This window comes from Hymenobacter sp. 102 (assembly GCF_049949205.1).
GTDB lineage: Bacteria > Bacteroidota > Bacteroidia > Cytophagales > Hymenobacteraceae > Hymenobacter.
Genome location: NZ_CP188172.1, coordinates 2,747,327 through 2,773,202, shown reverse-complemented (window position 1 = coordinate 2,773,202; position 25,876 = coordinate 2,747,327). Strand labels below are relative to the sequence as shown.

The following is a 25,876-nucleotide window of genomic DNA, read 5'->3' as shown; positions in this document are numbered from 1 at the left end:
CAGTAACAATCCACCGGCCGGTGGTGAAGGGGTCAAGTTACTTTTTCCTGCTTCTGTAGCCATAGTACAGGGCAGAAACTGCCGAACTATCGTCCAACGGCGGGGCTGCAGCCCCGGCTGACGGCCCTTCACCAGCAACAACCGCCAGCCCCGGTAAAAGGCTGGCGGTTGTTGCTGGTGAAGGGCCGGAATAATTAGTACCGCACGGCTTTTGTGCGGTACACCTGCTGGCCTTGCGTAATGCGCACGGTGTACAGACCGGCCGGCCAGGCTGCTGCCTGAGGAACCAGCAGCGTCGTGCTGCCCGTCTGTAACACTACCTCTTGCACCAACTGGCGTTTACCAGTGGCCGTCAGCACTTCCAGGTGGGCAGGGCCAGCTGCCGTTGCAGAAAGCTGCAGTGTGAGTTGCGTGCTGAAAGGGGTCGGTAGGGCGAGCATCGGGCCGTTTGGCACCCTCACCGCCACCACCCGCACTGCTGACAGCCGCACCTGTCCATCGGTATCTACCTGCCGCAGACGATAGTACACGGCCACCGAGGCGTAGCGGGCCGGGGTAGCGTCGGTGTACTGGTACTCATGGCGCTGATTGGTGGTGCCGGCCCCGGGTACTTTGGTCAGGTCGAAAAATGTCTGGCCGTCGGGGCTGGCTTCTACCACGAAGGCGGCATTCGTGAGCTCGGAGGCTGTAACCCACGTCAGGAGTACCTGGTGGCCCACCCCCCGCGCCGTAAACGACACCAGCTCCACTGGCAGCGGGGTTACCACGGCGGCATCCCGGTAATCTGGAATAGTATTGCCGTTTCGGTCAGGGTAGGTGGTTACATCGGCGTAGCCTTTGCCCAGGTTAGAAGCATCCAGCAAATCCACCAGCCCGTCACCATCCGTGTCGTGGAAATACGTGCTGCTCACGTCCAGAAAGTTCGGAATGCCGTTAGCGTTGCCGTCGTCCAGCCAGTCGCGGGAGCCGTTGTTGTTGGCGTCGGTGCTGGGGTAGTAGGTGCTGTTGCCGCCGGCCGCTACAAAGGCTGCCGCGCGGGCAACCAGGTCATCGGAGGAGTAGCCGCTCGTATTGTCATCAAACGCTTCCATCCAGTCGGGCACGGCGTCGTTGTCGGCGTTGGTATCCAGGTAATCGGGTTTGCCGTCCCCGTCGGTATCAGGCAGCGAGGTGTAGGAACTGGTGTTCTGAGGCCGGCCGGAGGCATCTACCGCGGGTGTATATTGCCCATCGGCGGCGCTGTATATAGCGCGGAATCCGTTGCTCATTTTGCCATCAGTGCCTTCCACTACGTCCGCAATACCGTCGGCATCAGAGTCCAGGTCAAACTGATTGATGATTCCGTCACCATCAGCATCCAGGCTGCTCACTACTCCTCTGGCGTTAAGCGTTCCGAAATCAGCATCCTGGTAATTCAGTACGCCGTCAGCATCGGCGTCGGCGGTAGCATCCACGTTGCCCGCTTCCGAGGTGTCGGCAATACCGTCATTATCATCGTCGGCATCCTGCGTGTCGGTCAGGCCATCGGTATCCTGGTCGTAGTCGAAGGCCAGGCTGCAGGCTTCCATTTTGTTGTACGCGCCGCCGGTCGAGGCCGTGAAACCCCAGTAAGCCAACGGATTATTGCTGAATACGGTGCTGACAAAGTCTTCGGCGTACGTAGCCCGCAGCGCGTTGTTGAAATACACCTGCAGCGTTTTGGTCTTCACGTTCCAGGTAACCTTCACTGGATAATACGCGCCATTTTCAATGTTGAGGGCCGCACCGTTGGCATCAACTGCCGCCGGAATGGCCTGGGCTGTGCCGCCGGTGGGCGTGGTAAACGTAACCGGGCTGCCAAACTGACCATTTCTGACAATGGCAATATGGTCGGCGGCTATATCCCCAATGGTGTTCCCGTTATCATACGTGTCAAACTCAATGCTGACGGAAGGAGAAATGGCAGCCATGCCCATGTTCTGCCCCCCGCCACCCAAGGCTGTTGTGCCGTTGGAGTTACGCTGCAGGGCGAAAACCATTCCGTCGCCCCCATTGCCATCGAGGGTGCCGAGGTACACCGAGAAATTGAAGACAAATGACTTGGCCAGTGTAAGCTGTTGCAGCCGCCACACGGAGCCCGACGTCTGGCCGGCTTCCGGTGTTAAGGTAAATCCGTTGGTACAGGTGGTGCTGGCCGCCGCTGCTCCGTTGGTCTTGTACTGAGCCTGCGCGTGGGCGCTGCCCGGCCGCACGGCTGACAAGCTGACGGTTAGGCCCGCCAACACCAGCAGGCGGTGCGGCCAGGTACGGGGCACTGTGACGGGCAATAGCTGACCTACTGCGTAAGGCAAGGTGTGTTCGGACGAAGAGCGCATGGCAACAAATTGTATAGCAGCCTGGAGGAAAGGTATTTGACAATGAGCAGTGTGCGCGCAAAAGTATCAATGATAAATATGTATCAACACGTATAGTAGATAAGTACAATTATTCGCTCGCTAACGAAAAGACCATGACCAATCAGGCTTGGCATCGTAACGCTGCTGAACCAGGCTACTCTTCCTAAATAGATTCTTTTAATGTCCTGTTTGCTGAGTAACTCCTCTCTGAGTAACTCCAACACCGTAGTTTCTGCCACCGGCCTGATGTAGCGCCAGAGGAAAATTTTAGAGTAATATATTAATTTAGAGTAATATATTAATAAAGTATAACCGACTTCCAGCCTTCTTCCCTCCATAGCGCAGCATCGTTCCCGCTTTTTTTCCTGATCTACTCTTAATCAGGACTTACGCCCGGTAGTGCGTATGCAAGCCGAAAAACCTGTTTCTTGCCAAACTTTTTAGCTCCGCGCTGCATTCTTTAGTTTTTCCTGTTGCTTCTGAACTCATCGGCATGGCCAAAGTCAAAACGCTCTTTTTCTGCCAGAACTGCGGGGCTCAATCCGCCAAGTGGATCGGCCGCTGCCCCAGCTGCGGCGAGTGGAACACCTACGTGGAGGAGGTGGTAGAAAAGCCCGACACCAACACTGCCGCCAACGCCTGGAAGGCCTCCACCTCGGTAGGCACTACCACCAAAGCGGCCAAGCCCAAGCCCCTGGGCGACATTCTCTACGAAGAGGAATCTCGCCTGAACACCCACGATGGGGAGCTGAACCGGGTGCTGGGTGGGGGGCTGGTGCCCGGCTCTCTGGTGCTGATCGGGGGCGAGCCGGGTATTGGCAAAAGTACCCTGATGCTTCAGATTGCCATGCAGCTCAATGGGTTACGCATTCTGTACGTGAGCGGGGAAGAGAGTGAGCAGCAGATCAAGATGCGGGCGGAGCGCCTGGGCCGCCAGCACCCCGGCCTGTACATCCTCACTGAAACCAACACCCAGAATATTTTCCGGCAGATTGACCAGCTGCAGCCCAACGTGGTAGTAGTTGATTCCATCCAGACGCTGCACAGTACTATTGTGGAGGCCGGTCCGGGTTCGGTAAGCCAGGTGCGCGAGTGTACTACCGAGCTGCTGAAGTATGCCAAAGATACTGGCGTACCAGTGCTGCTCATCGGCCATATCACCAAGGATGGCTCCATTGCCGGCCCCAAAATTCTGGAGCACATGGTGGATACCGTGCTGCAGTTTGAGGGCGACCGGCACCTTACCTACCGCATCCTGCGCACCGTGAAAAACCGCTTCGGCTCCACCTCCGAGCTGGGCATTTACGAGATGCAGGGTGCCGGCCTGCGGCAGGTGAGCAACCCCTCCGAAATCCTGCTCAGCCAGCGCACCGAAAGTTTGAGCGGTATGGCTATCGGGGCCACGCTGGAAGGCAACCGCCCGCTGCTGGTAGAAGTGCAGGCCCTCGTAACGCCCTCCACCTACGGTACGCCCCAGCGTAGCGCCACCGGCTTCGATGCCAAGCGCCTGCAGATGCTGCTGGCGGTGCTGGAAAAGCGCAGCGGCCTGCGCCTGGGCCAGCATGATGTGTTTCTGAACATTGCCGGGGGGCTGCGTCTTGAAGACCCCGCCCTGGACCTGGCCGTGTGCGCGGCCGTGGTTAGCTCCCTGAACGATGTACCCATCCGCAACGAAATTTGCCTGGCGGCAGAAGTAGGGCTAAGCGGGGAAATCCGGGCCGTAAGCCGCCTCGACCAGCGTCTGAGCGAGGCCGAGAAGCTGGGATTTGCGGAAATGTACATTTCGCAGTTTAATGCAAAGGGTCTGGACTTGGCCCGCTACGGTATTCGGGTGCACCCATCGGGGCGGTTGGATGAAGTACTGACTGGTTTGTTTGGATAATCGGCTGGGCAGTACAATCAACCACCCGTATCCTTTGCACCGCGTTCGGACTGGTTTAAATCCTGTTTTTTACCTGCGTGGTACCTTGTGTCGTTACGCCGGCGTTCAAAACTTTGGTATCGGTCAGCGGGTTACGAAAAAAGTGACTCGCCGGATTGGACTTTCTCGACAGTTCTCTCGTATCTTCGGATAAGGAATTGGCTTTTACCGCGAACCAACTGGTTTCGTGGGGCAGAAACTGCCCTGCGGCTGTGTAGGGTCCGATTCTCTTCTCCGCAACCGCAACCAACCAATGGCCTATAGATTTACTCTTTCTACTGCCCTGTTCTGGGCTGGGTTGCTGGCCGCCCCGTTGCTGGGGCGGGCGCAAGGAACCGTTATTCTCACGGGTAAAGTGAGTGGCCGTACCGCCGATACTGTGGCCGTATCCGTGCGCGAGAATCCGCTGGATGCGAAGGAGCAGATTACCTACGCTCGCCTTGATAGTAAAGGTGAATTCCGGCTGGCACTGACCGTTAACGGTCCTACCCGGGCCGATTTGGTGTACGGTGACGACGTAGCCGATATGTTTCTGGAGCCTGGTGATCAGCTGGATGTCCGCTTCAAAGGCTCTGATCTGGCTACCTCCGTTCGATACAAGGGCAAAGGGGCCGAAGCCAACACCTTCTTGACCGAAATGGATGATAAGTTTGTGGAAAATGATGGTTTTCAGGTGCTTCCTGATAATATCATGCTCTACGAAGCCCCCTTCCTCTCGTTCCTGGAGTACCGCCGTAAAGAGGAGAATAAGTTTCTGGAAGATGGTGGCGAGGGTCTCAGCCCAGCTTTCCGCAACTACGTGAAGGCCGAAATTGACTATAGCTACGCCAATGACCGCCTCACCTTCCAGGACCTGCGCGAACAGGTGGTAGCCACCGAATCACGGTTGAAAATGTCGCCGGGCTATTATGGTTTTCTGGATGATAAAAGCCTGATCAACAACGGCGGGGCAGTGCAGAGTGAAATGTATCATGAGTTTCTGCTCAACTACATTCACTACCTGGCCTTGGCCAGCGGCAAGCAGCGTACTGACCCCGATTTTTACCAAGTATGCTACGATTTGGCCAAGAAACAGCTGGAGGGGCCAGCTAAGCCAATTGTAATGGGGCGCGTACTCAAGGAGTCATTCCGGTTTGGGCACGTAAAGCAGTCGGCGGCTATGCTGGAGGACTTCCGCATCGTTGATGAAAAAAACCAGTATTACCCGGTTCTGAAGCAGGATTTTGATACTCACAAAGCCTTCGCCATCGGCTCCCCGGCGCCCGATTTTCAGCTGGTTTCCTCGAAAGGCGACACGGTAAGCCTGAAAAGCTTTGCCGGCAAGCTGGTATATATCAACTTCTGGCGCACTACCAGCGGGCTAGCTTTGCGCGACCTGCCGTACGAGTCGGAGTTGGCTAAGAAGTTTGAAGGTCGCAACATTGTGTTCCTGAACATTGCGCTTGATGAAAATGATGGCGCCTGGAAACAGTTGGTAATCAGCAAGAAACTCCCTGGTTTGCATGTGCGCACGCCCGGCGGTATGCGCTCAACTGTGGCCCGGGCCTACGCCATTCAGGATGTTCCCAGCTACTTTTTGCTGGCCGAAGACGGTACTTTTCTCAACACCAAGCCTAAGCGTCTGAGCAGCCGCGCCGCCTACGATGAAATCAAGGAGTCGTTTGGTAAGGCCAACACGTACAGCAGTACCCTACCGGCGGGGCGGTAAACGCCGCACTACTGATTTTTCGTTTGAAGCGCCGCTTAACTTAGTTGGGCGGCGTTTCGGTTGTGTAGAGCACGGCATTTTCGCGCTGAATGCTTTAGCTTGCCACCGCCATGCTGTTCCGCCGCTCCCGCCCTACGCCCGCTGCCCAGCTGTCCGATGAGGATTTGCTCCGGCGCTACCGTGCCCAGGGCGACGTAGCCGATGTAGGCGTGCTTTACGAGCGGCACATGAGCGGTGTACTGGCTATCTGCCGGCGCTACCTCCACAGCGAGGAAGATGCCCAGGATGCCGTGATGCAGCTGTTTGAGCAGCTAGTGGTTAAGCTTCGGCAGCACGAAGTGGAAACCTTTCCGCCCTGGCTGCACGCCACCGCCCGCAACCACTGCCTGATGGTGCTGCGGGCCCGGCAGCGGGCCGGCCCTGCGGTGGTGCATTTTTCCGACGAGGCCGGTATGGAATTGGTGGCGGCCCGGCATCTAACGGCCGACGACCCCGCCGAAGCTGAGCTGCACGAGCAGCACCTGCAACAGCTGGAACACACCCTCGCCGAACTACCCCCCGGTCAGCGCCAGTGCCTGGAACTGTTTTATTTAGAAAAGAAAAGCTACCGCGAAGTAGCTGCCCTTACGGGTTTCGACCTGAATGCCGTAAAAAGTCACCTGCAAAATGGCAAGCGCAACCTGCGCCGCCTGCTGCAAGCCTCCGCCTCCGATGCCTCGCCCTGAGTCCACGTCCGCATTTTCTACTCCGGCTGGTGCCCACCTGCCCGTGGAGCTGCTGCGCCGGTACGTGGCGGGGGAGCTGCCGCCTGCCGAGGAGCACCGCGTGGAAGCCCACGCCTTGGATTGTGCGGTGTGCGCCGACGTGTTGGAGGGCCTGGAACTGCAATCCGCCGCTGCGCATGATGCCAGCATGGAGAAGGTACGCCAACGCCTGCGCACCCGCGTGGCAGAGCTGGCGAATGAGGCTGCCCCTGAGCCTGCCGTGCTGCCACTGTGGGCGTGGCGGCCTCTGGCTGCGGCTGCCGTACTGCTGCTTTCATTTAGTATAGTAGGGTGGCTGGCCATCAGCCGCTTCAGCAGTCCGGTTGGGCTGGCTACCCGATCTATCCCGGTAGTAACTCCTCCTGAAAGCCCTGGGGCCGCTTCGGTGCAGCCGGCCGAACCAGCCGCCGCTACAGTGGCTCCGGAAGTAGCCGCTGTAACGCCAGTAGCTCCCACCTCACCGGTACGGCGGCCACTACTGGCCTCTCGTTTCCGCCGCCCGGTTGTGGTAGCCGACGCGGAAACAACCCTTAACCAGTCTGCCGACCAGGCCGAGCGGGCAGCTGCGGCGGCCGATGTAGCGGCAGTGGTATCGGAGCCGACAGCGGCGGTGATGTCGAAAGCTGAGCCGACAGCTGGTGACGCGGAAGTTGCGGTGGCTCCCCAACCAGCGGCGGCAAAAGCCAAAATGGCGCGGGTGGCCGGCGTTGCAGCTGCAGTGCCGGCGGCGGTGCCTGACGCTACCCGGACTATTCAGGGCCGCGTAACGGATGCTGCCGGCGTACCGCTGCCGGGTGCTACTGTGCTGGTGCCCGGCACGCAGAACGGAACCAGCACCGACGCCGATGGTAGATTTCAGATGCGTGTACCCGCCGCTACTGGGCAGCTGCTGATTACCTCTATCGGCTACACCAGCAAAACCCAGTCCCTGCGCCCCTCCGATTCCACGCTGGCCTTGGCCCTGGCTCCCGATACCAGGCAACTCAGCGAAGTAGTGGTGGTGCGCCGCGAGGCCCCGCCCATGCTGCCCAGTATTTCGGCTACGCCGGCCGGGGGCTACGGCAAGCTGCGCCAGTACCTGGCCGACAGCCTCGACTATCCTGAAAAAGCCCTGACAGACCGCCGCGAAGGCACCGTGCGGGTACAATTCACAGTAGGGGCCGACGGCAAACTTAGCGACTTCAAAGTGGTAAAATCCGTGTCGCCGGAGTGCGACGAGGAGGCGTTGCGCTTGCTAAAAGAGGGCCCCACTTGGTTCCCGGCCGTGCAAAACGGCCGCCGTATGGCCCGTAAGGTAGTGGTGGGTGTTCCGTTCAAAATAGAGCAACGGTAACGAATGGTGAACTGGTGCAGTGTCATTGCGAAGCGAAGCCGACGCAATTCGTCCTTCACGCAGTTCCTAACCCAGCCTCACGCAGAAAGTCCCTGACGCCAGAACCAGGCATCAGGGACTTTCTGCTTTTCAGGGCGTTGAGCAGTGAAAAGGAAGGGTTGCTTCGGCTTGGCCTCGCAATGACACTGCATCAGTTCACCGCTACCCGCTGTAACCGCCGCCACTCTCGGGCTCGGTAGCGCTGCCGCCGGCTTTATCGGGGGTGGGTAGCTCGGGTTCCGTTTTCAATTCTACCTGGCTATAGTCGGGTGCCCCATTGCCGGCTACGGCTACCGGTGTGTCAGTAGTAGCGGAGGCACCAGATATTCGGGTGCTGGTAGACTCCTGGTTTTCGTGGTTGGGCGGCGTGACGGCGGCGCTTTGGTGAGCAGTTGGCGTGGTGGGCGAAGTGGACAGGGCGTCGGATTCGTCTTCGAAGGTCTTTTTCATGGCTGAAAGAGCTGAATGATGAGCCGGAATAGTCGGCTGCACCGGTGTACGCAGACGGAAGCCCGGCAGCCGGGCCAGGAAGCGGCAGAATTTTGGCGTTTCGGTAGGGGGCGGGGTGGCGTTGCGTACTTTTGCGGCGCGGCTTCGGCCGTGGCCTGTCATCTGTTACCTCATTCTCTTCTCACCCTACCAGAAGTATGACGCAGTTCCGCACCGAGAAAGATACCATGGGCACCGTGCAGGTGCCGGCCGACGCCTACTACGGCGCCCAGACCCAGCGCAGCATCGATAACTTCCAGATTGCCCAGGACATCAACCGGATGCCCAAAGAAATCATCCGCGCCTTCGCTTATCTCAAGAAAGCCGCGGCCCTCACCAACCGCGACGCGGGCGTGCTGCCCGCCGATAAGGCTGAGCTGATTGGCCGCGTGTGCGACGAAATTCTGGAAGGCAAGCTCGACAAGGAGTTTCCGCTGGTGGTGTGGCAGACCGGCTCGGGCACCCAGAGCAACATGAACGTGAACGAGGTAGTGGCCTACCGCGGCCACGTGCTGCAGGGCGGCAGCCTCTCGGACGAGAAGAAGGTGCTGGCTCCCAACGACGACGTGAATAAGAGCCAAAGCTCTAACGACACGTTCCCGACGGCCATGCACATTGCCGCCTACAAAATCCTGATGGAGGTGACGATTCCGGGCATTGAGAAGCTGCGCGACACGCTGAAGCAGAAATCGGAGCAGTTCATGCACATCGTCAAAATCGGCCGCACCCACCTCATGGATGCCACGCCGCTGACGGTGGGGCAGGAGTTCAGCGGCTACGTGTCGCAGCTCGACCACGGCCTGCGTGCCATCAAGAACACGCTGGCCCACCTCTCGGAGCTGGCCCTGGGCGGCACCGCCGTGGGTACGGGCATCAACACGCCTGCCGGCTACTCGGAGAACGTGGCCAGATACATTGCCGAGCTGACCGGTCTGCCCTTCGTGACGGCCGAAAACAAGTTTGAGGCTCTGGCTGCCCACGATGCCATTGTGGAGGCCCACGGTGCCCTGAAAACGGTGGCCGCTTCGCTGATGAAAATCGGCAACGACATCCGCTTGCTGGCCTCGGGCCCCCGCGCCGGCATCGGCGAGCTGCACATTCCCGACAACGAGCCCGGCTCCAGCATCATGCCCGGCAAGGTGAACCCCACCCAGTGCGAGGCCATGACCATGGTAGCCGCCCAGGTAATGGGCAACGACGTGGCAATCAACATCGGCGGCATGAACGGCCACTTTGAGCTGAACGTGTTCAAGCCGGTGATGATCTACAACTTCCTGCATTCAGCCCGCCTCATCGGCGACGTGTGCGTATCGTTCAACGATAAGTGCGCCGTGGGCATCGAGCCGCTGGAAGCCAACATCAAGAAGCACGTCGATTCGTCATTGATGCTGGTAACGGCCCTCAACCCCCACATCGGCTATTACAAAGCCGCCGAAATTGCGCAAACGGCCCACAAGAACGGCTCAACCCTGAAGGAAACTGCCCTGCAACTCGGCTACCTCACCGAGGAGCAGTTCAACGAGTGGCTGAAGCCCGAGGATATGGTGGGCGAAATCAAGAAATAGTGCTTGGTTGATAGGGCCTGGGGCTTAGTTGATGGTACTAGTCTATCCAAACGACCCAAGCACTAGGCGCTAACAACCAAGCACTACGCAAACCGCCGCGGTCCGAAGCAGGGCCGCGGCGGTTTGTTTTTTTGGCATCTTTACATCCCACTTCCCAACTCCCTTCGCCCGCATGGATTTCGCCCAGGATATTCAGCTCGAAAACAACCGCGTATTGCTGCGCCCCCTGCAAACGGCCGACTTTGAAGCGCTGCGCCCGGTGGCAGCCACGCCGGCTCTGTGGACCTATACCCTCAGCCGCGCCGACGACCCCATCAGCCTGGCGAAGTACCTCACGGATGCCCTGCAGGCCCGGCAGCAGCAGCGCCGCTATCCTTTTCTGATTATCGACAAAGCCACCGGCCGCGTGGCCGGCAGCACCAGCTACTACAACGTGGATGCGGCCGATGCCCGCCTGAGCATTGGCTACACCTGGGTAGGAGAGGAGTTTCAGCGCAGCGGCCTGAATCGGGCCGCCAAGCACGCCCTGCTGCGCTACGCCTTCGACGGGCTGGGCTGTGAGCGGGTGGAGCTGGAAACCGACGCGCGCAACCACAAGTCGCAGAATGCCATGCGCCGCATGGGAGCCACGGAGGAGGGCACGCTGCGCAGCCACCGCGTTACCCAGGGGCAGCGCCGCCGCGACACGGTTATCTTCAGCATCATCCGGCCCGAGTGGAACCGCCTGCGCCAGACGGTCTTTCAACAGTTTGATACCCGTGGCTGAGCCCAATGAACCCTCGCCGCGCCGGTTTCCGGCGGTGCTGCGCCAGCGGGCAGCCAGCTTCGGCTACGCCTTCCGGGGCGTGGGCGCGGCGTTGCGCACCGAGATACACCTGTGGTTTCACGCGGCGGCTACGGTGGTAGTGGTGGCCCTGGGGCTGTGCTTTGGGCTGGCCCGCTGGGAGTGGGCGGCCGTGGCCCTGGCGGTGGGGGCCGTGTGGTGCGCCGAGCTGGTGAATACGGCTATTGAAGCCGTGGTAAATCTGGTGTCGCCGGACTACCACCCGCTAGCCGGCCGGGCCAAGGACGTGGCGGCCGGGGCGGTGCTGGTAATGGCCCTGGCGGCCCTGGTGGTGGGCCTGCTGATTTTCGGGCCGCGGGTGTGGGCGTTGCTGGGGCCGTAAGAAAGGCTTGCGCTACTGAACACTGGATGGATAACTGCGTAACGCAGGTTTGTGTGCATCTTTGCCGCCCCATTGCGCGTGCGGATGCAGCGGTTTCCCGCCTACCCCCGACCCTTCGACTTATGCGTTCTTCCCTGTTTCTGGTGGCTGCTACGGCAGCGGCCCTGCTCACCACCACTGCCTGCCAGCGCAACGTGGCCGTTACCACGCCCACCGATGCCCCCCAGACCGGGTTGGCCGGCAGCGTATCCACCCCGGCCCCGACCAGCGTGAACACCATTGAGCCCACCCCCGATAATACGCCGGCTTTTGATGATAAGAAGCGGCCGAAGTGGCTGGAGGACCGGATTCAGCGCCACCTCAGCGAGAAAAAGGCTAACCCGCCCATTCACATCTACAGCTACCAGTTCAATGGAGCCACGGTGTACTACGAAACCAGCCCCTGCTGCGACCAGTACACCAACCTCTACGCTGCCGACGGGAAAATGCTCTGCCACCCCGAAGGCGGCCTGACGGGCAAAGGCGACGGCCAGTGTCCGGATTTCACAAAAAAGCGCACCGAGGAACGGCTGGTTTGGCAGGACCCCCGGTAAGCTACCCAAGCTAGAAGCGTGTACAGAGACATGAGAAGTGAGATTCTGTACCGCTTCCTTTTTCCCTTTTGCCCGGCAGAGTCTCCATTCTCATGTCTCTGTACTCACTTCTAGTACCATGATCAATACCATCGAAAAGCTGGGGGCCTACTCTGTGTGGGCTAATGCTACCCTGCTGCGCCACCTCGACGGCCTCGTGGCCGAGGGTGCCACCCTGCCGCAGGGTGCCCTGCGCATCTTCAGCCACGTACTCAATGCCCAGGCCATCTGGCTGGGCCGCCTCACCAGCACGCCCAGCCCCGTAAAAGTGTGGCAGGAGCACGATTTGGCTGGCCTGCACCACTGGCACGCGCAAACCTCTGAGCGGTTCCACCAGTACGGCGTGGAGGCTACCACCACTAATCGGGCTGAACTGGAGCGCCTCATCACCTACACCAACTCCGTCGGGGAAGGCTATACCAGCCAGGTGTCGGATATTCTGACCCACGTGCCGGTACACGGCAACTACCACCGGGCGCAAGTGGCCAAGGAGCTGCGCGCGGCCGGCCTGGAGCCCATCAATACTGACTTTATCACCTACTGCCGGGAGCTGTCGGCGAAGGCCGAAATGGCCGATGTGCCCAGCCTGTAAGGATACCCGAGTCAGCAGTTTTTGAAAACCCCTGCGGTGGAGCTTCGGCCAACCGTAGGGGTTTTTCGTTTGTTATCTTCAGCAAACACTTTCTCCACCGTTTTTTGAGCCGCAACTCTGTATGAATCCTCCCGCGCAACCCCCCGTTATCAGTCCCGAACGCCTGGCCCAGGCGTATTCCTACGATGCGTACCGTGCGCTGATTGATACGCTGATGGCTGAGGGCAAAACCACCGGCGAAAACCAATCGGACGAGCTGACGGCTTACGCCCGCCTCAACATTCAGCGCATGGAGCGGCTGGATAAAAAGGCCGAGCTGACCCCGGAAATGCAGGCTGCATTGGACAAGCTCACCCGCAGCTACGAGTGGGTAATCATCACGGAAGGCTGGTGCGGCGACGCGGCCCAGATAGTGCCGGTATTGGAGAAAATAGCCCGGGCCAGCCACGGCCGCCTGCGCACCCACTACCTGCTGCGCGACGAAAACCTGGACCTGATGGACCGCTACCTCACCAACGGCAGCCGCTCCATTCCCAAGCTGCTCATTTTGCACGCCGATACCCTTACGGAGGCCACCATCTGGGGCCCCCGCCCCAACGAGGCTCAGAACCTGCTGCTGGAGCTGAAAGCCGCCGGGGCCACTCATGAAGAGTACGCCGAGAAAATTCACGGCTGGTACGCCAAGGACAAAACCCTGAGTACTCAGCAGGAGCTGCTGCACATTGTGCAGGCGTTGTAGCTGCTGGTGCTGCAAGGAAAGCCGAGGCCTGCGCAGTAGTTTTGAAGTGAGCATACAGGGTGTATGCTCACTTTTTTCTTGTATATGCGCTCATTTTTATTCTGTAGCACGGTCTTTTTATTAGCTGGCAGCGTTGCTGCGGCTCAAACCACGGAGTCAACTCCCGCTGTTGGAGCGGCAACTCCCGCCAAGCCGCATTATTGGGGCGTGCAGATTGGCTACAGCAACCACCATCTGTCCGGCTCAGAAGTAGACTACTTTACCAGGCAATCTACGGGCTACTATGGCAACTATTCCGCCGAAAACCGACCGGCTGAAGCTGTAACAGTTGGCGTACTGGCCCGCCAACAGCTGCACGGCGTTCTGTGGCTGCAGGAGGAGCTAAACTACGTCCGCAAAGGCGGACAGATGGCCGGCGGGGTCTTCAGTGACCAGGACCCGATTAGTATGCACTACTTGCAAATTCCGCTGTTGCTGCATCTGCAGGTGCCGGAAACCGGACAGTTGGCTATGTTCGTGCAGGGTGGGGGCGTATTGAATTTTGCCCTGAATGAGCGGAAAACGAATCCGAACTACTACTCTTCGGGAAATACTTATACCAACAACAATATTGTGCCCGGAGTGGCCCTGGGCGGTGGACTGCTGTGGAAGCAGTCGGAGCGGCTTGCCTTCAGCCTAACTGGCCGCTATTCGCCCGATCTGGGAGATTTTTTTGTGCGCAGCTACAACGGTACCGACTATACCCTGCGGCATCAAGGATTTACCATTACCGGTGGTATCCTATTCGGCGCTAAACAGTAATCATCCGCACAAGCCTGAAAACGCAGCGGCCGGACTTTCATAAAGTCCGGCCGTTGCGTTTTCAGGCTTGTGCTAAAAACAGCTCGCTACCGCAGGCGGTCCATGCTGCGCACCAGCTTCTCATCCTGGCGGATGAAACGGGAGGCCAGCAGGTTCAGCAGCAGGCAGAGAGTGGCAATGTAGAAACCAGCCTCAAACGTGCCGGGAATCTTGATGTTGAGCATCTGCTCCCCGATGCCCGAGTAGTAAAAGGCCGCCCCGATGGTAGCCGTAATCAGCAAAATGTTGAGCATGCCCAGCTTGAGCTGGTTGAAGCGGTTGCGGAACTGGAAGATTTCCAGCAGCGCCACGGCCGCCGAAGCTACGGCCAGCGCCGCAATAGGCCAGGGGCTGGCCGGGGGTACCGACATACCGGCATCGGCGTGCTGGTAGCCTAAATGCGTGGCCGTGAGCACCACGGTTTGCTGGCTGGCGGGGTCGGTTTTGCTCCACAGGGGCAGAAACAGCAGGCTCAGCATGCCCAGGGCCAGCAGCAGCAGGAATACGCTTTGGATTCTTTGTATCATCTTTGTGTTTTGACAGTTCTACTTAGGAAATGACCGCCCTGCGGGGCCGGCAAAAGTAGCCAACTACGACCGGAATAACGCATTTAACCCGATGCCAACTGCATACATTGTGGACGCCGTCCGCACCCCCATTGGTAAATTTGGCGGCGAGCTGAGCAGCGTCCGCCCCGATGATATGGCCGCCCACGTGCTCCGGGAGCTGCTGCGCCGCAACCCTTCCCTGGATAAAGCCGCCATTGAGGACGTCATTATCGGGGCCGCCAACCAGGCCGGCGAGGACAACCGCAACGTGGCCCGCATGGCGGCGCTGCTGGCCGGCCTGCCCATTACGGTGCCCGGCAACACCGTCAACCGCCTCTGCGCCTCCGGCCTGCAAAGCATCATGGATGCTTCCCGGGCCATCCGGGCCGGGGAAGGCGACGTGTACCTGGCCGGCGGGGCCGAGAGCATGACGCGCGCGCCCTTCGTAATGGCCAAGTCGGCCACGGCCTTCGCCCGCGACTTCACCGCCCACGACACCACCCTGGGCTGGCGCTTCGTGAATCCCAAGCTCTCCAAGCTGCACCACCCCTACGCCATGGGCGAAACCGCCGAGAATGTGGCTCGCCGCTACGGTATCACCCGGGAGGAGCAGGACCAGTTTGCCTTTGAGAGCCAGCGCAAATACCAGCGGGCCTTCGAGAAAGGCCGCTTCCGCAAGGAAATTGTGCCGGTATTCATTCCGCAGCCCAAAGGCAACACGGCGCTGTTCGACCAGGACGAGCCGCCCCGCCTGTCCAGCCTCGAAAAGCTGGCTACGCTGAAGCCGGCTTTCCAGGTAGATGGCACCGTAACGGCCGGCAACTCGGCCGGCATCAACGACGGTGCCGCCGCGCTGCTGCTGGTGAGCGAGGAGGCTCTCACGCGCTATAACCTGAAGCCGATGGCCCGGGTGGTGGCTTCGGCCGTAGCCGGCGTTGACCCCGCGTTTATGGGCATCGGTCCGGTGCCCGCCACTCAGAAAGTGCTGCAGCGCGCCGGCCTCACCCTGCAGGATATGGACCTGATTGAGCTGAACGAGGCCTTCGCCGCCCAGAGCATTGCCTGCATGCGCGACCTGGACCTGGACCCCGCTAAAGTGAACGTGAACGGTGGCTCCATTGCCATTGGCCACCCGCTGGGAGCCAGCGGCTCGCGCATCTCGGCCACGCTGCTCCACGAGATGCAGCGCCGCGAAGGAGTACGCTACGGCCTGGCCACCATGTGCGTGGGCGTCGGACAGGGTGCCGCCGTGATTTACGAAAAGATGTAAGTTGACAATGTGATGAATGTGAAAAATGGGGTGGGATGCTCAACGTCACCCCACCCCATTTTTCACATTCACCGCTTTGTCACCCCATTTCCCGCATTCACCTAATGGCCGACTCCCTGCTGACCCCGACGCTTGCCCTGCCAGTGGCCGGAGCGCGGCTGCGGCCCTGGCGCTTTTCGGATGCTGCCGCCCTGGCCCGCCACGCCAACGACGAGCGGATTGCCCGCAACCTGCGCGACACATTCCCGCATCCCTACACGCCCCAGGACGCGGAATTTTTTCTAAGCCTGGTGGCGGATAGCTCCCGGGACCTGTTTCTGGCCATTGAGGTAGATGGGGAAGCCGTGGGTGGCATTGGGGTACACTTCAAGTCGGATGTGCGCCGCCGCTCCGCCGAAATCGGCTACTGGCTCACGCCGGCCTGCTGGGGGCGGGGCATCGTCACGGAGGCCGTACGTACGCTCAGTGCTTATGTGCTGGCTAATTTTGACGTGTGCCGGCTCTACGCGGCCGTCTTCGCCACCAACCCCGCTTCCGGCCGCGTGCTCGAAAAAGCCGGTTACGAGCTAGAAGCCCGTATGCTCCGCAGCATCGTGAAAGACGGCCAGATGCTGGATTCCCTGCTCTACGCGCTGGTGGTATGAGGCTGGAAGATTATTTATCCGTTTTAAGAAAAATACATACTGCGCTATTAATTACTATTATATCAATTATAGTAATAGGCGTAATAGTTGTATTGGCTTACGGATATTCTGTTACACCCGATTTTCTGTTTTCTATTCGTGACGATATAGAGAATAATGCCGCTGTAATGGAGAATTTAGCAGAGAACAGAGGGCAGGAACTTTCCTACAGTAAATCTGATATGAACGAAGGTGATACCGCTTATTTTTATGTCAAGATCATAGGAGTGTGTGATAGTAATTATATCAAAGTCAGGGGTATTTATTTTTTGAAAAAAAATAAATACGAGTTCATAGTACGAGACACGCTGATTGTGAATAAATGTCATTAGATATAAGCTTTCCGAATTCTCAAGCTTAACAATGCGCTATTTTCTTCACCTGGCCTATGATGGCACCGCGTTTCACGGCTGGCAGATTCAGCCGGGCGTGATTACCGTGCAGCAGGAGCTGGACCGCTGCCTCTCGCAGGTGCTGCGGCAGCCGGTGTACTGCCTGGGCAGCGGCCGCACCGACTCGGGCGTGCACGCCAGTCACCAGGTAGCGCATTTTGATGCCGACCTGCCCCCGGGGCTCGACGAAGCCACGCTGCTCTACCGCCTCAACCGGGCCTTGCCGGTGGGTATCCGCTGCCAGGTGCTGCACCCGGTGCCACCCGAGGCCCACGCCCGGTTCAGCGCCACGGCCCGCACCTACGAGTACCACGTACGCCTCACCCCCGACCCGTTTGCTGCCAACTTTAGCCTTTACCTTGACCGGGCCCCCGACGTAGCGGCCATGAACGAGGCCGCGGCTATGTTGCTTGGTACCCACGACTTCACCACGTTTTCCAAAGTGAAAGGGGCCGAGAAGCACTACAACTGCACCTGTTTCGAGGCGGGCTGGCACGCGGAGCCGGGCGGGCTGGTGTTCCGCATCCGGGCCAACCGTTTTGTGCGGGGCATGGTGCGGCTGGTGGTGGGCACGCTCCTGAGCGTGGGCCGGGGCAAAATGAGCCCCCGGGAGTTCGGAGAAATATTCCGCAGCCTCAACCGCGTGTACGCCGGCGGCGCGGCCCTGGCCAACGGGCTGTTCCTGTGCCGCGTCGAATACCCAGCTGAAATCTTGGCTGATGCAGCGCTGCCCACTGGTTTGCCGTACTTCGCCAGGTAGCGCGCAGCTCCGCTTCGCGCACGAGCGGAGCGAGTTCCCACGTGGGAGAACCACACACCTGCTACTCGCTTCGCGCACGAGCGAAGCGGAGCTGCGCGCTACTTTTCTCCCATCTGCCGGTTACCTTCTAACCATTACCACCCAACAACCGAAATGGAGCAAGCAACTACCGCCCCCAAAAGCGGCAATATCTTCGACTGGCAGGTGCTGCGGCGGCTGATGGTGTATGTGCGGCCTTATCAGCGGGTATTTTACTTTCTGATTTTCCTCACCATTGCCACTGCCGTGCTGGGCACCCTGCGGCCCTTCCTGATTCAGCGGATGGTGGACGTGACCATTGAGCAGGGCGACTGGCAGGGGCTTAACCGCATGTTTGGGCTGCTGCTGGTGCTGCTGGTGGCCCACGCCATTGTCAGCTACCTGCAAACCTACTTCGGGGGCTGGCTGGGCCAGTACATTGTGCGCGACATCCGGGTGGACTTGTACAAACACATCCTCGACCTGCGCCTCAAGTTCTTCGACAAGACACCCATCGGTCAGCTCGTAACGCGCAACATCTCCGACGTGGAAACCCTCTCCGACGTGTTCAGCGAGGGGCTGGCGGCCATGATTGGCGACATTCTGCAACTGCTGTTCATCGTGTCGTTCATGTTCTACATTGATTGGCGACTGACGCTCATCAGCCTCTCGGTGATTCCGCCGTTGCTGTTCAGCACCTACGTGTTCAAGGAGAAGGTGAAGAAGTCGTTTCAGGAGGTGCGCACGGCCGTAGCCAACCTCAACTCCTTTGTACAGGAGCACCTCACGGGCATGAACGTGGTGCAGATTTTCAACAACGAGGAGCGGGAGCTGCGCAAGTTTAAGGCCATCAACCAGGAGCACACCCGCGCCAACATCCGCTCGGTGCTCTACTACAGCATCTATTTCCCGGTGGCCGAGGTGCTGGCCGCCGCCGGCGTGGGCCTGCTGGTGTGGTACGCCGCCCAGGGGCAGATTGAGGGTACCATCTCGAAGGGCGCGCTCATTGCCTTCATCATGTACAACGCGCTGTTTTTCCGGCCCATCCGCCAGATTGCCGACCGGTTCAATACTCTGCAGCTGGGCCTGGTAAGCACGGAGCGCCTGCTGAAGCTGCTGGATAGTAAGGAGCTCATTGCCGACAACGGCACCTACGCCCCCGCCGACCTGCGTGGCGACGTGGACTTCGACCACGTGTGGTTTGCCTACAACGACGAGGAATGGGTGCTGCGCGACGTAAACTTCTCGGTGAAGGCCGGCCAGACGTTTGCCTTCGTGGGCGCTACCGGGGCCGGCAAAACCAGCATCATCAACCTGCTCAGCCGCTTCTACGAAATCAACCGGGGTACCATCCGCATCGACGGTCACGACCTGCGCGAGTACGACCTCAAGGACCTGCGCCGCCACATCGGGGTGGTGCTCCAGGATGTGTTTCTGTTCGCCGGGGCTATTCGGGACAACATCACCCTGGGCAAGCAGGACATTAGCGACGAGCAGATCTGGGCCGCCGCCGACCTAGTGGGAGCCCGCCGCTTTATCGAGCGCCTGCCCGGCGGCCTCGATTACCAGGTGATGGAGCGCGGAGCCACGCTTTCCGTGGGGCAGCGCCAGCTTATCAGCTTCGTGCGGGCCATGGTGTACCAGCCCCGCATCATCATCCTGGACGAGGCCACCTCGTCGGTGGATAGTGAAACCGAGGAGCTGATTCAGCAGGCTATTGAGAAGTTGATGCAGGGCCGCACCAGCCTTGTCATTGCCCACCGCCTGAGCACCATCCAGAAAGCCGACCAGATCATCGTGCTTGACCGGGGCGAAATCAAGGAAGCCGGTACCCATGAGGAGCTGCTGCGCCACCAGGGCTTCTACGCCACGCTCTACCAGATGCAGTACAAGGATGTGCTGCAATAGGTCAGGGAGAACAGCCAGCACGACGTTCTATTGTTTCTTTGCATCTCCTAACCGAAAAAACCACCCGCCTCCTTACTTCTTCCCCTAGAATGAACAAGATTTTCCTGGCCCTGGCCCTGCTCCTTACCGCTGGCTTTGCTGTGGCGTATTGGCGTATGGGCGGATTTAAAGCGGCAACCGTAACCCTCGAAACTACTGCCAAGCCCTACTATCTGGCTGGCCGCTACTACGAAGGCCCGGCCCAGGACGAAGCCTTTGGCGACCTGACCCGGGAGGCCTATAACCTGCGCAAAGCCGGTAAGCTGCGCGGCGACTTCGGCAATATCTTCTACAACAGCCCCGAAAGCTCCCGCGACTCAGCCCGGGTGTTCGTGGGCGTGCTCGTGGCCGATACCACTTCCCAGCAGTTGCCCGCCGGCTACCAGTACCGCACCTTCCCAGCGGGCCAGCGCGTGCTGCATGCCCGTATTCAGGCCAGCTACCTCATTGCCCCCGACAAGCTCTACACCGGCGTGAAAGATGCCGCCGAAGCGCAGAAACTCACCTTGCAGCACGTGTACCTGGAGCATTTTCCGGAGCAAAGCGAGCCGGAAGTACTGGCCGTAGTGAAGTAACCACTTCCAACCCCCCCATCAACCAGAGCGCCCGCCCAGAATATATATCCGGGCGGGCGCTCTGGTTGATGGGGGGCAGAGGCGTTATCGGCCAAAATAATAAGAGGCCCCTAGGCTTAGCTGATCCAAGCCAAAATTAGCGCCGAAGCGGGAGGAAGTAGTTTTTCCTTCTAGCTGGTTCCGAGCCGCATCTGTTTTCACGGTATTGCGTTCGTAGCCAATTCCACCAAACGCCAGTTCCAACCCCAACTTATCTATTGGGAAAAATACCAAGGCCGGGCTGATGCCAATCCCGAAACCGGAATTTTTTGCTTCGTTTTTTGACTGGTTAGGAGCCGAATTTTCCGATGTATTCTTGCCCATTCCGTAGCTGGCCGTGAGTTGCCCGTATACGCCAAACGTAGCTGTAGGCAGGTAGTAATAGCGGAGGAAGGGAGCGGCATATAATGTATTACTGCGGTCGATCCGCTGGTAAGTTACAGGGTTACCGCTGGAATAATAGTCGTAATAAGGTGCCGTGGCTTTCTGGGAAGAATAGCCAATAGAAAGACCGGCGGCCAGATTATCAGCTATAAATATACCCACCCGTGGGCTTACGTTGAAAGAACGGTTAGCCTGCTCGTATTCAGGCTGCGTTGCCGGAAATGTTGGGTTGCGAGATGTCGACGTATTTTTGGATTGGTTGTATCCCACGCTACCACCCAGCAGCCTGGTACCCTTTGTAATTTGTGCTTCGGCTGCTAAAGTCAACAGGATGAGGCTGGTAGCAAGTAACCAAAAACGATTCATAGGGGTGAATTAGAAGAGTGAATAAAAAAAGGATGGTCAATGGAACTTTTTTAGCATAAATCAGACCAACAATATATAGCAAAGCAAAAAAGCCCGCCGAACCGGAGTTCAGCGGGCTTTTTAAAGGAGAGAGTACCAGAGTCGGGGTGGCAGGATTCGAACCTACGGCCTCGTCGTCCCGAACGACGCGCGCTACCGGGCTGCGCTACACCCCGAAGGAAAAATCGGGTACTCGTACTGTTCTGTCGAAAAAAGCCTCCGGGTGGGGTTCCCAGAGGCTTTTCGATCAGATAAACTCTTCGGTCGGAGTGGCAGGATTCGAACCTACGACCTCCAGCACCCCATGCTGGCGCGATACCAGGCTACGCTACACCCCGAGGAATTGTGATGCAAATGTAACCCGCTAAATGATATCTACGCAACTCTGCGGGTGTTTTTTTCTGCTTTTTGCGTTGGCTGGTCGCGTTGCTGCCGGGCCAATGGGCGGTAGTTGTTTCAGAATGTGCACGTTGGAAACGTAGGAAAACAGCCCGCCCGAAATAAAAAATTACTCTGGCGCGTTTATTGTCACAGGTACTCGTCGCACACTTTACGCTCGACCAATCCGATATGGGGGTATAGTTTCGTATCTTCGTCTACCCGTATCGTTCACGTAATCTGATAGGAACGCGTATGAAAACTTCTACTTTGCTGGGCTGCCTGCTGGCACTGCTCCTGACCGGGCAATTTGCGCAGGCACAAACCAAGGCCGCCGCCAAGCCGGCTGCTAAACCGGCTACCTCCGCTGCTAAACCTGCTGCTCCGGCTGCCAAACCAGTAGCAGCCCCGGCCCCCAAGCCAGTTGCCGATGCCGCTCCCGCTTCGGTAGTTGCGGTGGCCGCTCCAGCCCTCATCACAGATAAGATGGCGGACCCCACACCCAATACTAACGCCCTGAAAGTGCGGGCTGAGACCAACCCGCTTACTAAGCGCCTCACGGTGCGTACCGATGCCACCGGCCCCACCCGCGTGGAGCTCAACGGCACCGATGGTCGCCCCGTGCTGACCCGGGACCTGATTTCGGGGGATGCCGCGGCAGTGCTGGATGTGAGCAATCTGCCCGCCGGTTCCTACATCGTACAGTGCACTTCCGGGGAGCGGCGCGGCCTCAAGCGCGTGATGGTGGGTCAGTAAGCACTGGCTCCGCCATTGTCTTTGCAAAGGCCCCGCAATTTTATTTGCGGGGCTTTTGCTTTGCCCGAACTTCCGGCTGCCATTTAGAATAGGGCACTACGCATGAATAACCTGTCGTACTGGGAGCACCAAACGTTTCTGCAAGGCGCGGAGGTGGTAATAATTGGGGCGGGGCTGGTGGGGCTCACGGCGGCCATTTATACCCGGCAGCTGCGGCCCGCGGCCCGGGTCCTGGTGCTGGAACGGGATACGCTGCCTAACGGAGCCAGTACCAAGAATGCGGGGTTTGCCTGCTTTGGGAGCATTTCGGAGCTGCGCGAGCAGGAAGCCCGCGGCGGCCCCCACGATTTGCTGCGCGTGGTGCAGGCCCGCTGGGAGGGCCTGCGCCGCCTGCGGGAGCTGCTCGGCGACGAGGCCATCGGCTACCGGCCCGAGGGCGGATACGAGCTGTTTCGGGCTGCCGAAGCGGAGCTGGCCGCCGCCTGCCGGGAGCAAATAGCTTACTACAATGAACTGCTGGCCCCCGTTGTCGGGCGGCAGACTATTTTCCGCAACGCCTCGGCCCAACTACCGGCCTTGGGCCTGGGTGGTGCCACGGTAATGTTGGAAAACAACGCTGAAGGCAGCCTTGATACCGGCCGGATGATGCAGGCCCTGCTGCGGCGCGCCTGGGCTGCGGGTGTAATGGTGCTGCACGGCTGTCCGGTACTGGGCGTGGAGGGGGGAGCCAGTGGCGTGCGGGTGCAGCTGAGCGGGCTGGAGCTAACGGCCGGGCAAGTGCTGGTGGCTACCAACGCCTTCAGCCAGCAGTTGCTGCCGGCGCTGGATGTGGTGCCCGGCCGCGGGCAGGTGCTGGTAACGGAGCCTATTCCCGGCCTGCACCTGCCCGGTACCTTCCATTACGATAAAGGCTATACCTACTTCCGGCAGGTGGGCGAGCGGGTGCTGCTGGGCGGCGGCCGCAACCTCGATTTTCAGGCTGAGGAAACCACCGAGCCCGGCCTCACCCCGCGGGTGCAGCAGTACCTGGAGCAGCTACTGCACGACGTCATCGTGCCCGGCCGCCGCCCCCGCATCGACTACCGGTGGAGTGGTGTAATGGCCTTCGGGCAGGAACTGGAACCGATTATCCAGCAGGTGCAGCCGGGACTGTTCGTGGCGGTGCGCTGCAACGGCATGGGCGTGGCCATGGGTGCCGGCAGCGGCTGGCAAGCCGCGCAACTAATGAGTAATTGATTTCCCGTCATTGCGAGGCGCAGCCGAAGCAATCTGTCCTTCACGGAGCACCAAGCCCCGAATAGCAGAAAGCCCCTGACGTCCGTACTGGTGTCAGGGGCTTTTGAGTAAGTCAGCGGTGTGCGTTGCGAAAAGGAAGGATTGTTTCGTCGTGCCTCCTGGCAACGACGGCTACGCTTCCTCGCTCTGGAGCTGCCGCTCGTACAATGCGCGGTAGAGGCCGTTGGGGTCCTGCATGAGGGCTTCGTGGGTGCCGTGCTGCACAATCTGGCCGTCGTCGAGCACCAGGATTTCATCGGCCAGCTTCACCGAGCTGACCCGGTGGCTGATGATGAGGCTGGTACGGTTGTGCATAATGCGCTGCAGCGCCCCCAGAATGGCGTTTTCGGTGTTGGTATCCACGGCCGAGAGAGCGTCGTCGAGGATGAGGATTTTGGGCTCTTTCACTAGGGCGCGGGCAATGCTCACGCGCTGCTTCTGGCCCCCCGACAGCGTAATGCCCCGCTCGCCCACCTTGGTATCGAAGCCTTGAGGGAAGCGCAGGATGTTTTCGTACACGTTGGCATCCTTGGCGGCCTGCAGCATGCGGGCCTCGTCGGGCTCATCCAGCCCGAAGTTGATGTTGTTGCGAATGGTGTCGGAAAACAGGAACACATCCTGGGGCACGTAGCCAATCTGCCCGCGCAGGGTGCGCAGCGACAGGTCGCGCACGTCCTCGCCGTCCACCCGAATGCTGCCTTCGGTTACGTCGTAGAGGCGGGAGAGCAGGGCCGCCACGGTGCTTTTGCCCGAGCCGGTGTTGCCGATGACGGCCAGCGTCTGGCCCGGCCGGATGCGGAACGACACGTCGCGCAAAGCCTGAATGCCGGTATCGGGGTAGGTGAACGACACGTGGTCGAACACGATGTCGCCCTGAATGTCCAGCTCCAGGTTGCGGCGCGACACGATATCGGTTTGCTGGTGCAGGAACTCGTTGATGCGGGCCTGCGAGGCCTCGGCCCGCTGCACCAGGGAGCTGGTCCAGCCCAAGGCCGTAACGGGCCAGGTAAGCAGGTTTACGTAAATCAGGAATTCGGCAATGCTGCCCGTGGTGATGGTGCCCCGGATAACTTCCTGCCCGCCAATCCAGACGGTGATGATGGTGCTCAGGCCAATCAGGAACAGAATCAGCGGAAAAAACAGCGAGTTGACAAAGTTCAGGCTCAGGCTTTTCTGCTTGTATTCTTCGGAGGCCACCGCAAACTGCTGGCGCGAGTCTTCCTCCCGCACAAACGACTTAATCACGCGGATGCCCGAAAACGCCTCCTGCACAAACGTGGTCATGCCGGCCAAAGAGCGTTGAATCTCGTCGGACTTCTTCTCGATGAGGTTGTTTACGTAGAAGATGCTCACGCTCAGGATGGGCAGCGGCAGCAGGGTGTACAGCGTCAGCTTCACGTTCACCATGAACATGAGCGGCACGATGAGCAGGAATAGAATGACCAGCTGCATAAAGTACATGAGCGCCGGCCCGATGTACATGCGCACCCGCCCCACGTCCTCCGAAATCCGGGACATCAAATCACCGGTGCTGTGGCGGCGGTAGAAGCTCAGCGGCAGGCTCTGGTAGTGCTGGTAGATTTCGTTTTTCTGGTCGTTTTCCACGTGCCGGCTCATCACAATGAGCGTCTGGCGCATGAAGAACAGGAAGATACCGCGCAGCAGGGCCATCACCAGAATGAGCACCCCGTACAGCAACACGTTGCGCCCGAACAGCTCATACACTTGGCTTTGGGCCCGGGTGCCGGCGTAGAGGTGGTACAGGTCGATACCCTCGCCCACCAGATCAAACGCGTAGCGCACAATCTGGGCCGGGAAAATGGCCAGCAGCGTGCTCAGAGCTACAAACAGTACGCCCCCAAGGAAGTGCCACTTATAGCGGAGCAGATATTTATTGGTAGCGGAAAGTGCGCGCACGATGGAAAGAGAGAAAGTGAAAAGACGCAGCCAGCAAGGGTAGGGTTGTCAGGCAAGAAGTCCGGAAGCACGGTTGCGCTTCCGGGAGAAAGCAAAGCAGTCAAGGGTACTCTTTTACCATATTTTCAACGGGGCCGGATAAAAACTAGCAGATTGGGTAGTAGAAAGTTAAAAGACTGCTAAACGGTTTGCGTAAGCCGAAAAAGCGGGGGTTAACAACTTAGCAGCCAAACGTCTAAACCGCCGGAAAGACACCCCGTGAATGGCTGAAATCCGAAAATCGGCGTATTTTTGCACCCGCATTGCGGAAAGCACTCCGACCGGAGCAGGAGCTGTGGGTTTCATTGAACGACGGGAAAACAGCCT

24 protein-coding genes and 2 tRNA genes are annotated in these 25,876 nt (G+C 59.2%); 19 read left to right on the top strand and 7 right to left on the bottom strand.

The window, feature by feature from the left end; all coding sequences use genetic code 11:
- Positions 1–194: 194 nt before the first annotated feature.
- Entirely contained in the window at positions 195–2,354 is a 2,160-nt protein-coding gene (locus ACN19L_RS11865) for a lectin-like domain-containing protein (protein ID WP_426489719.1), read from the bottom strand.
- A 514-nt stretch (positions 2,355–2,868) separates the two neighbouring features.
- Between ACN19L_RS11865 and radA the strand changes: the two genes are divergently transcribed.
- The 4 genes from radA to ACN19L_RS11845 all read left to right on the top strand — a co-directional run bounded on the left by radA (position 2,869) and on the right by ACN19L_RS11845 (position 8,101).
- On the top strand, positions 2,869–4,257 hold the full coding sequence (gene radA / locus ACN19L_RS11860) for a DNA repair protein RadA (protein WP_426489718.1): 1,389 nt from the start codon (positions 2,869–2,871) through the stop codon (positions 4,255–4,257).
- A 292-nt stretch (positions 4,258–4,549) separates the two neighbouring features.
- The gene (locus ACN19L_RS11855) at positions 4,550–6,004 is read left to right on the top strand and encodes a TlpA family protein disulfide reductase (protein WP_426489717.1); all 1,455 of its coding nucleotides are present in this window, start codon (positions 4,550–4,552) and stop codon (positions 6,002–6,004) included.
- 110 nt (positions 6,005–6,114) lie between these two features.
- Positions 6,115–6,729 carry an RNA polymerase sigma factor gene (locus ACN19L_RS11850; protein ID WP_426489716.1) on the top strand — a complete coding sequence of 205 codons (615 nt, stop codon included), beginning with the start codon at positions 6,115–6,117 and terminating at the stop codon, positions 6,727–6,729.
- The gene (locus ACN19L_RS11845) at positions 6,716–8,101 is read left to right on the top strand and encodes a TonB family protein (protein ID WP_426489715.1); all 1,386 of its coding nucleotides are present in this window, start codon (positions 6,716–6,718) and stop codon (positions 8,099–8,101) included. The genes ACN19L_RS11850 and ACN19L_RS11845 overlap by 14 nt, the downstream gene beginning before the upstream one ends.
- Before the next feature lie 201 nt (positions 8,102–8,302).
- On the opposite strand, the gene ACN19L_RS11840 is transcribed toward ACN19L_RS11845, so the two are convergent.
- Entirely contained in the window at positions 8,303–8,590 is a 288-nt protein-coding gene (locus tag ACN19L_RS11840; RefSeq protein WP_426489714.1) for a hypothetical protein, read from the bottom strand.
- 197 nt (positions 8,591–8,787) lie between these two features.
- Between ACN19L_RS11840 and fumC the strand changes: the two genes are divergently transcribed.
- The 7 genes from fumC to ACN19L_RS11805 all read left to right on the top strand — a co-directional run bounded on the left by fumC (position 8,788) and on the right by ACN19L_RS11805 (position 14,124).
- Positions 8,788–10,194 (top strand): class II fumarate hydratase, encoded by a 1,407-nt coding sequence (gene fumC / locus ACN19L_RS11835; protein ID WP_426489713.1) that lies wholly within the window; start codon positions 8,788–8,790, stop codon positions 10,192–10,194.
- Positions 10,195–10,366: 172 nt separating this feature from the next.
- Entirely contained in the window at positions 10,367–10,960 is a 594-nt protein-coding gene (locus tag ACN19L_RS11830) for a GNAT family N-acetyltransferase (protein WP_426489712.1), read from the top strand.
- Positions 10,953–11,360, top strand: a complete 408-nt coding sequence (locus tag ACN19L_RS11825) for a diacylglycerol kinase family protein (protein ID WP_426489711.1) — start codon at positions 10,953–10,955, stop codon at positions 11,358–11,360. The genes ACN19L_RS11830 and ACN19L_RS11825 overlap by 8 nt, the downstream gene beginning before the upstream one ends.
- Positions 11,361–11,482: 122 nt before the next feature.
- Positions 11,483–11,953: a DUF6970 domain-containing protein gene (locus ACN19L_RS11820; protein ID WP_426489710.1), complete on the top strand. Its 471-nt coding sequence runs from the start codon at positions 11,483–11,485 to the stop codon at positions 11,951–11,953.
- Positions 11,954–12,071: 118 nt separating this feature from the next.
- The gene (locus ACN19L_RS11815) at positions 12,072–12,584 is read left to right on the top strand and encodes a DinB family protein (protein WP_426489709.1); all 513 of its coding nucleotides are present in this window, start codon (positions 12,072–12,074) and stop codon (positions 12,582–12,584) included.
- Positions 12,585–12,705: 121 nt separating this feature from the next.
- Positions 12,706–13,323 (top strand): thioredoxin family protein, encoded by a 618-nt coding sequence (locus tag ACN19L_RS11810; protein WP_426489708.1) that lies wholly within the window; start codon positions 12,706–12,708, stop codon positions 13,321–13,323.
- 84 nt (positions 13,324–13,407) lie between these two features.
- Positions 13,408–14,124, top strand: a complete 717-nt coding sequence (locus ACN19L_RS11805; RefSeq protein WP_426489707.1) for a porin family protein — start codon at positions 13,408–13,410, stop codon at positions 14,122–14,124.
- An 86-nt stretch (positions 14,125–14,210) separates the two neighbouring features.
- Here the strand turns inward: ACN19L_RS11805 and ACN19L_RS11800 are convergent, their stop codons facing one another.
- Positions 14,211–14,690, bottom strand: a complete 480-nt coding sequence (locus ACN19L_RS11800) for a DUF4293 domain-containing protein (protein WP_426489706.1) — start codon at positions 14,688–14,690, stop codon at positions 14,211–14,213.
- Positions 14,691–14,781: 91 nt separating this feature from the next.
- Between ACN19L_RS11800 and ACN19L_RS11795 the strand changes: the two genes are divergently transcribed.
- The 6 genes from ACN19L_RS11795 (at position 14,782) to ACN19L_RS11770 (ending at position 20,356) form a co-directional block, all read left to right on the top strand.
- Positions 14,782–15,981, top strand: coding sequence for a thiolase family protein (locus ACN19L_RS11795; protein ID WP_426489705.1), 1,200 nt, complete (start codon positions 14,782–14,784; stop codon positions 15,979–15,981).
- Between the two features lie 104 nt (positions 15,982–16,085).
- Positions 16,086–16,625 carry a GNAT family N-acetyltransferase gene (locus tag ACN19L_RS11790; protein WP_426489704.1) on the top strand — a complete coding sequence of 180 codons (540 nt, stop codon included), beginning with the start codon at positions 16,086–16,088 and terminating at the stop codon, positions 16,623–16,625.
- Complete coding sequence (locus ACN19L_RS11785) at positions 16,622–16,996, top strand: hypothetical protein (RefSeq protein WP_426489703.1); 375 nt, start codon at positions 16,622–16,624, stop codon at positions 16,994–16,996. Before ACN19L_RS11790 ends, ACN19L_RS11785 begins: the two co-directional genes overlap by 4 nt.
- Positions 16,997–17,027: 31 nt before the next feature.
- Complete coding sequence (gene truA / locus ACN19L_RS11780; protein ID WP_426489702.1) at positions 17,028–17,816, top strand: tRNA pseudouridine(38-40) synthase TruA; 789 nt, start codon at positions 17,028–17,030, stop codon at positions 17,814–17,816.
- A gap of 153 nt (positions 17,817–17,969) precedes the next feature.
- Positions 17,970–19,742 (top strand): ABC transporter ATP-binding protein, encoded by a 1,773-nt coding sequence (locus ACN19L_RS11775; protein WP_426489701.1) that lies wholly within the window; start codon positions 17,970–17,972, stop codon positions 19,740–19,742.
- Positions 19,743–19,831: 89 nt separating this feature from the next.
- Positions 19,832–20,356: a hypothetical protein gene (locus ACN19L_RS11770; protein ID WP_426489700.1), complete on the top strand. Its 525-nt coding sequence runs from the start codon at positions 19,832–19,834 to the stop codon at positions 20,354–20,356.
- Positions 20,357–20,440: 84 nt separating this feature from the next.
- On the opposite strand, the gene ACN19L_RS11765 is transcribed toward ACN19L_RS11770, so the two are convergent.
- The 3 genes from ACN19L_RS11765 to ACN19L_RS11755 all read right to left on the bottom strand — a co-directional run bounded on the left by ACN19L_RS11765 (position 20,441) and on the right by ACN19L_RS11755 (position 21,522).
- A complete protein-coding gene (locus ACN19L_RS11765; RefSeq protein ID WP_426489699.1) occupies positions 20,441–21,145 on the bottom strand; it encodes a hypothetical protein in 705 nt (234 codons plus the stop codon).
- Positions 21,146–21,286: 141 nt separating this feature from the next.
- Positions 21,287–21,360: transfer RNA gene (locus tag ACN19L_RS11760), tRNA-Pro, on the bottom strand.
- An 88-nt stretch (positions 21,361–21,448) separates the two neighbouring features.
- Positions 21,449–21,522: transfer RNA gene (locus ACN19L_RS11755), tRNA-Pro, on the bottom strand.
- Between the two features lie 295 nt (positions 21,523–21,817).
- On the opposite strand from ACN19L_RS11755, the gene ACN19L_RS11750 reads away from it, so the two are divergent.
- The gene (locus tag ACN19L_RS11750; protein ID WP_426489698.1) at positions 21,818–22,318 is read left to right on the top strand and encodes a T9SS type A sorting domain-containing protein; all 501 of its coding nucleotides are present in this window, start codon (positions 21,818–21,820) and stop codon (positions 22,316–22,318) included.
- A 102-nt stretch (positions 22,319–22,420) separates the two neighbouring features.
- Positions 22,421–23,554 (top strand): NAD(P)/FAD-dependent oxidoreductase, encoded by a 1,134-nt coding sequence (locus ACN19L_RS11745; protein WP_426489697.1) that lies wholly within the window; start codon positions 22,421–22,423, stop codon positions 23,552–23,554.
- Positions 23,555–23,725: 171 nt separating this feature from the next.
- Here ACN19L_RS11745 and ACN19L_RS11740 read toward each other — a convergent pair whose 3' ends face one another.
- Positions 23,726–25,510: an ABC transporter ATP-binding protein gene (locus tag ACN19L_RS11740; RefSeq protein ID WP_426489696.1), complete on the bottom strand. Its 1,785-nt coding sequence runs from the start codon at positions 25,508–25,510 to the stop codon at positions 23,726–23,728.
- Between the last annotated feature and the right edge of the window lie 366 nt (positions 25,511–25,876).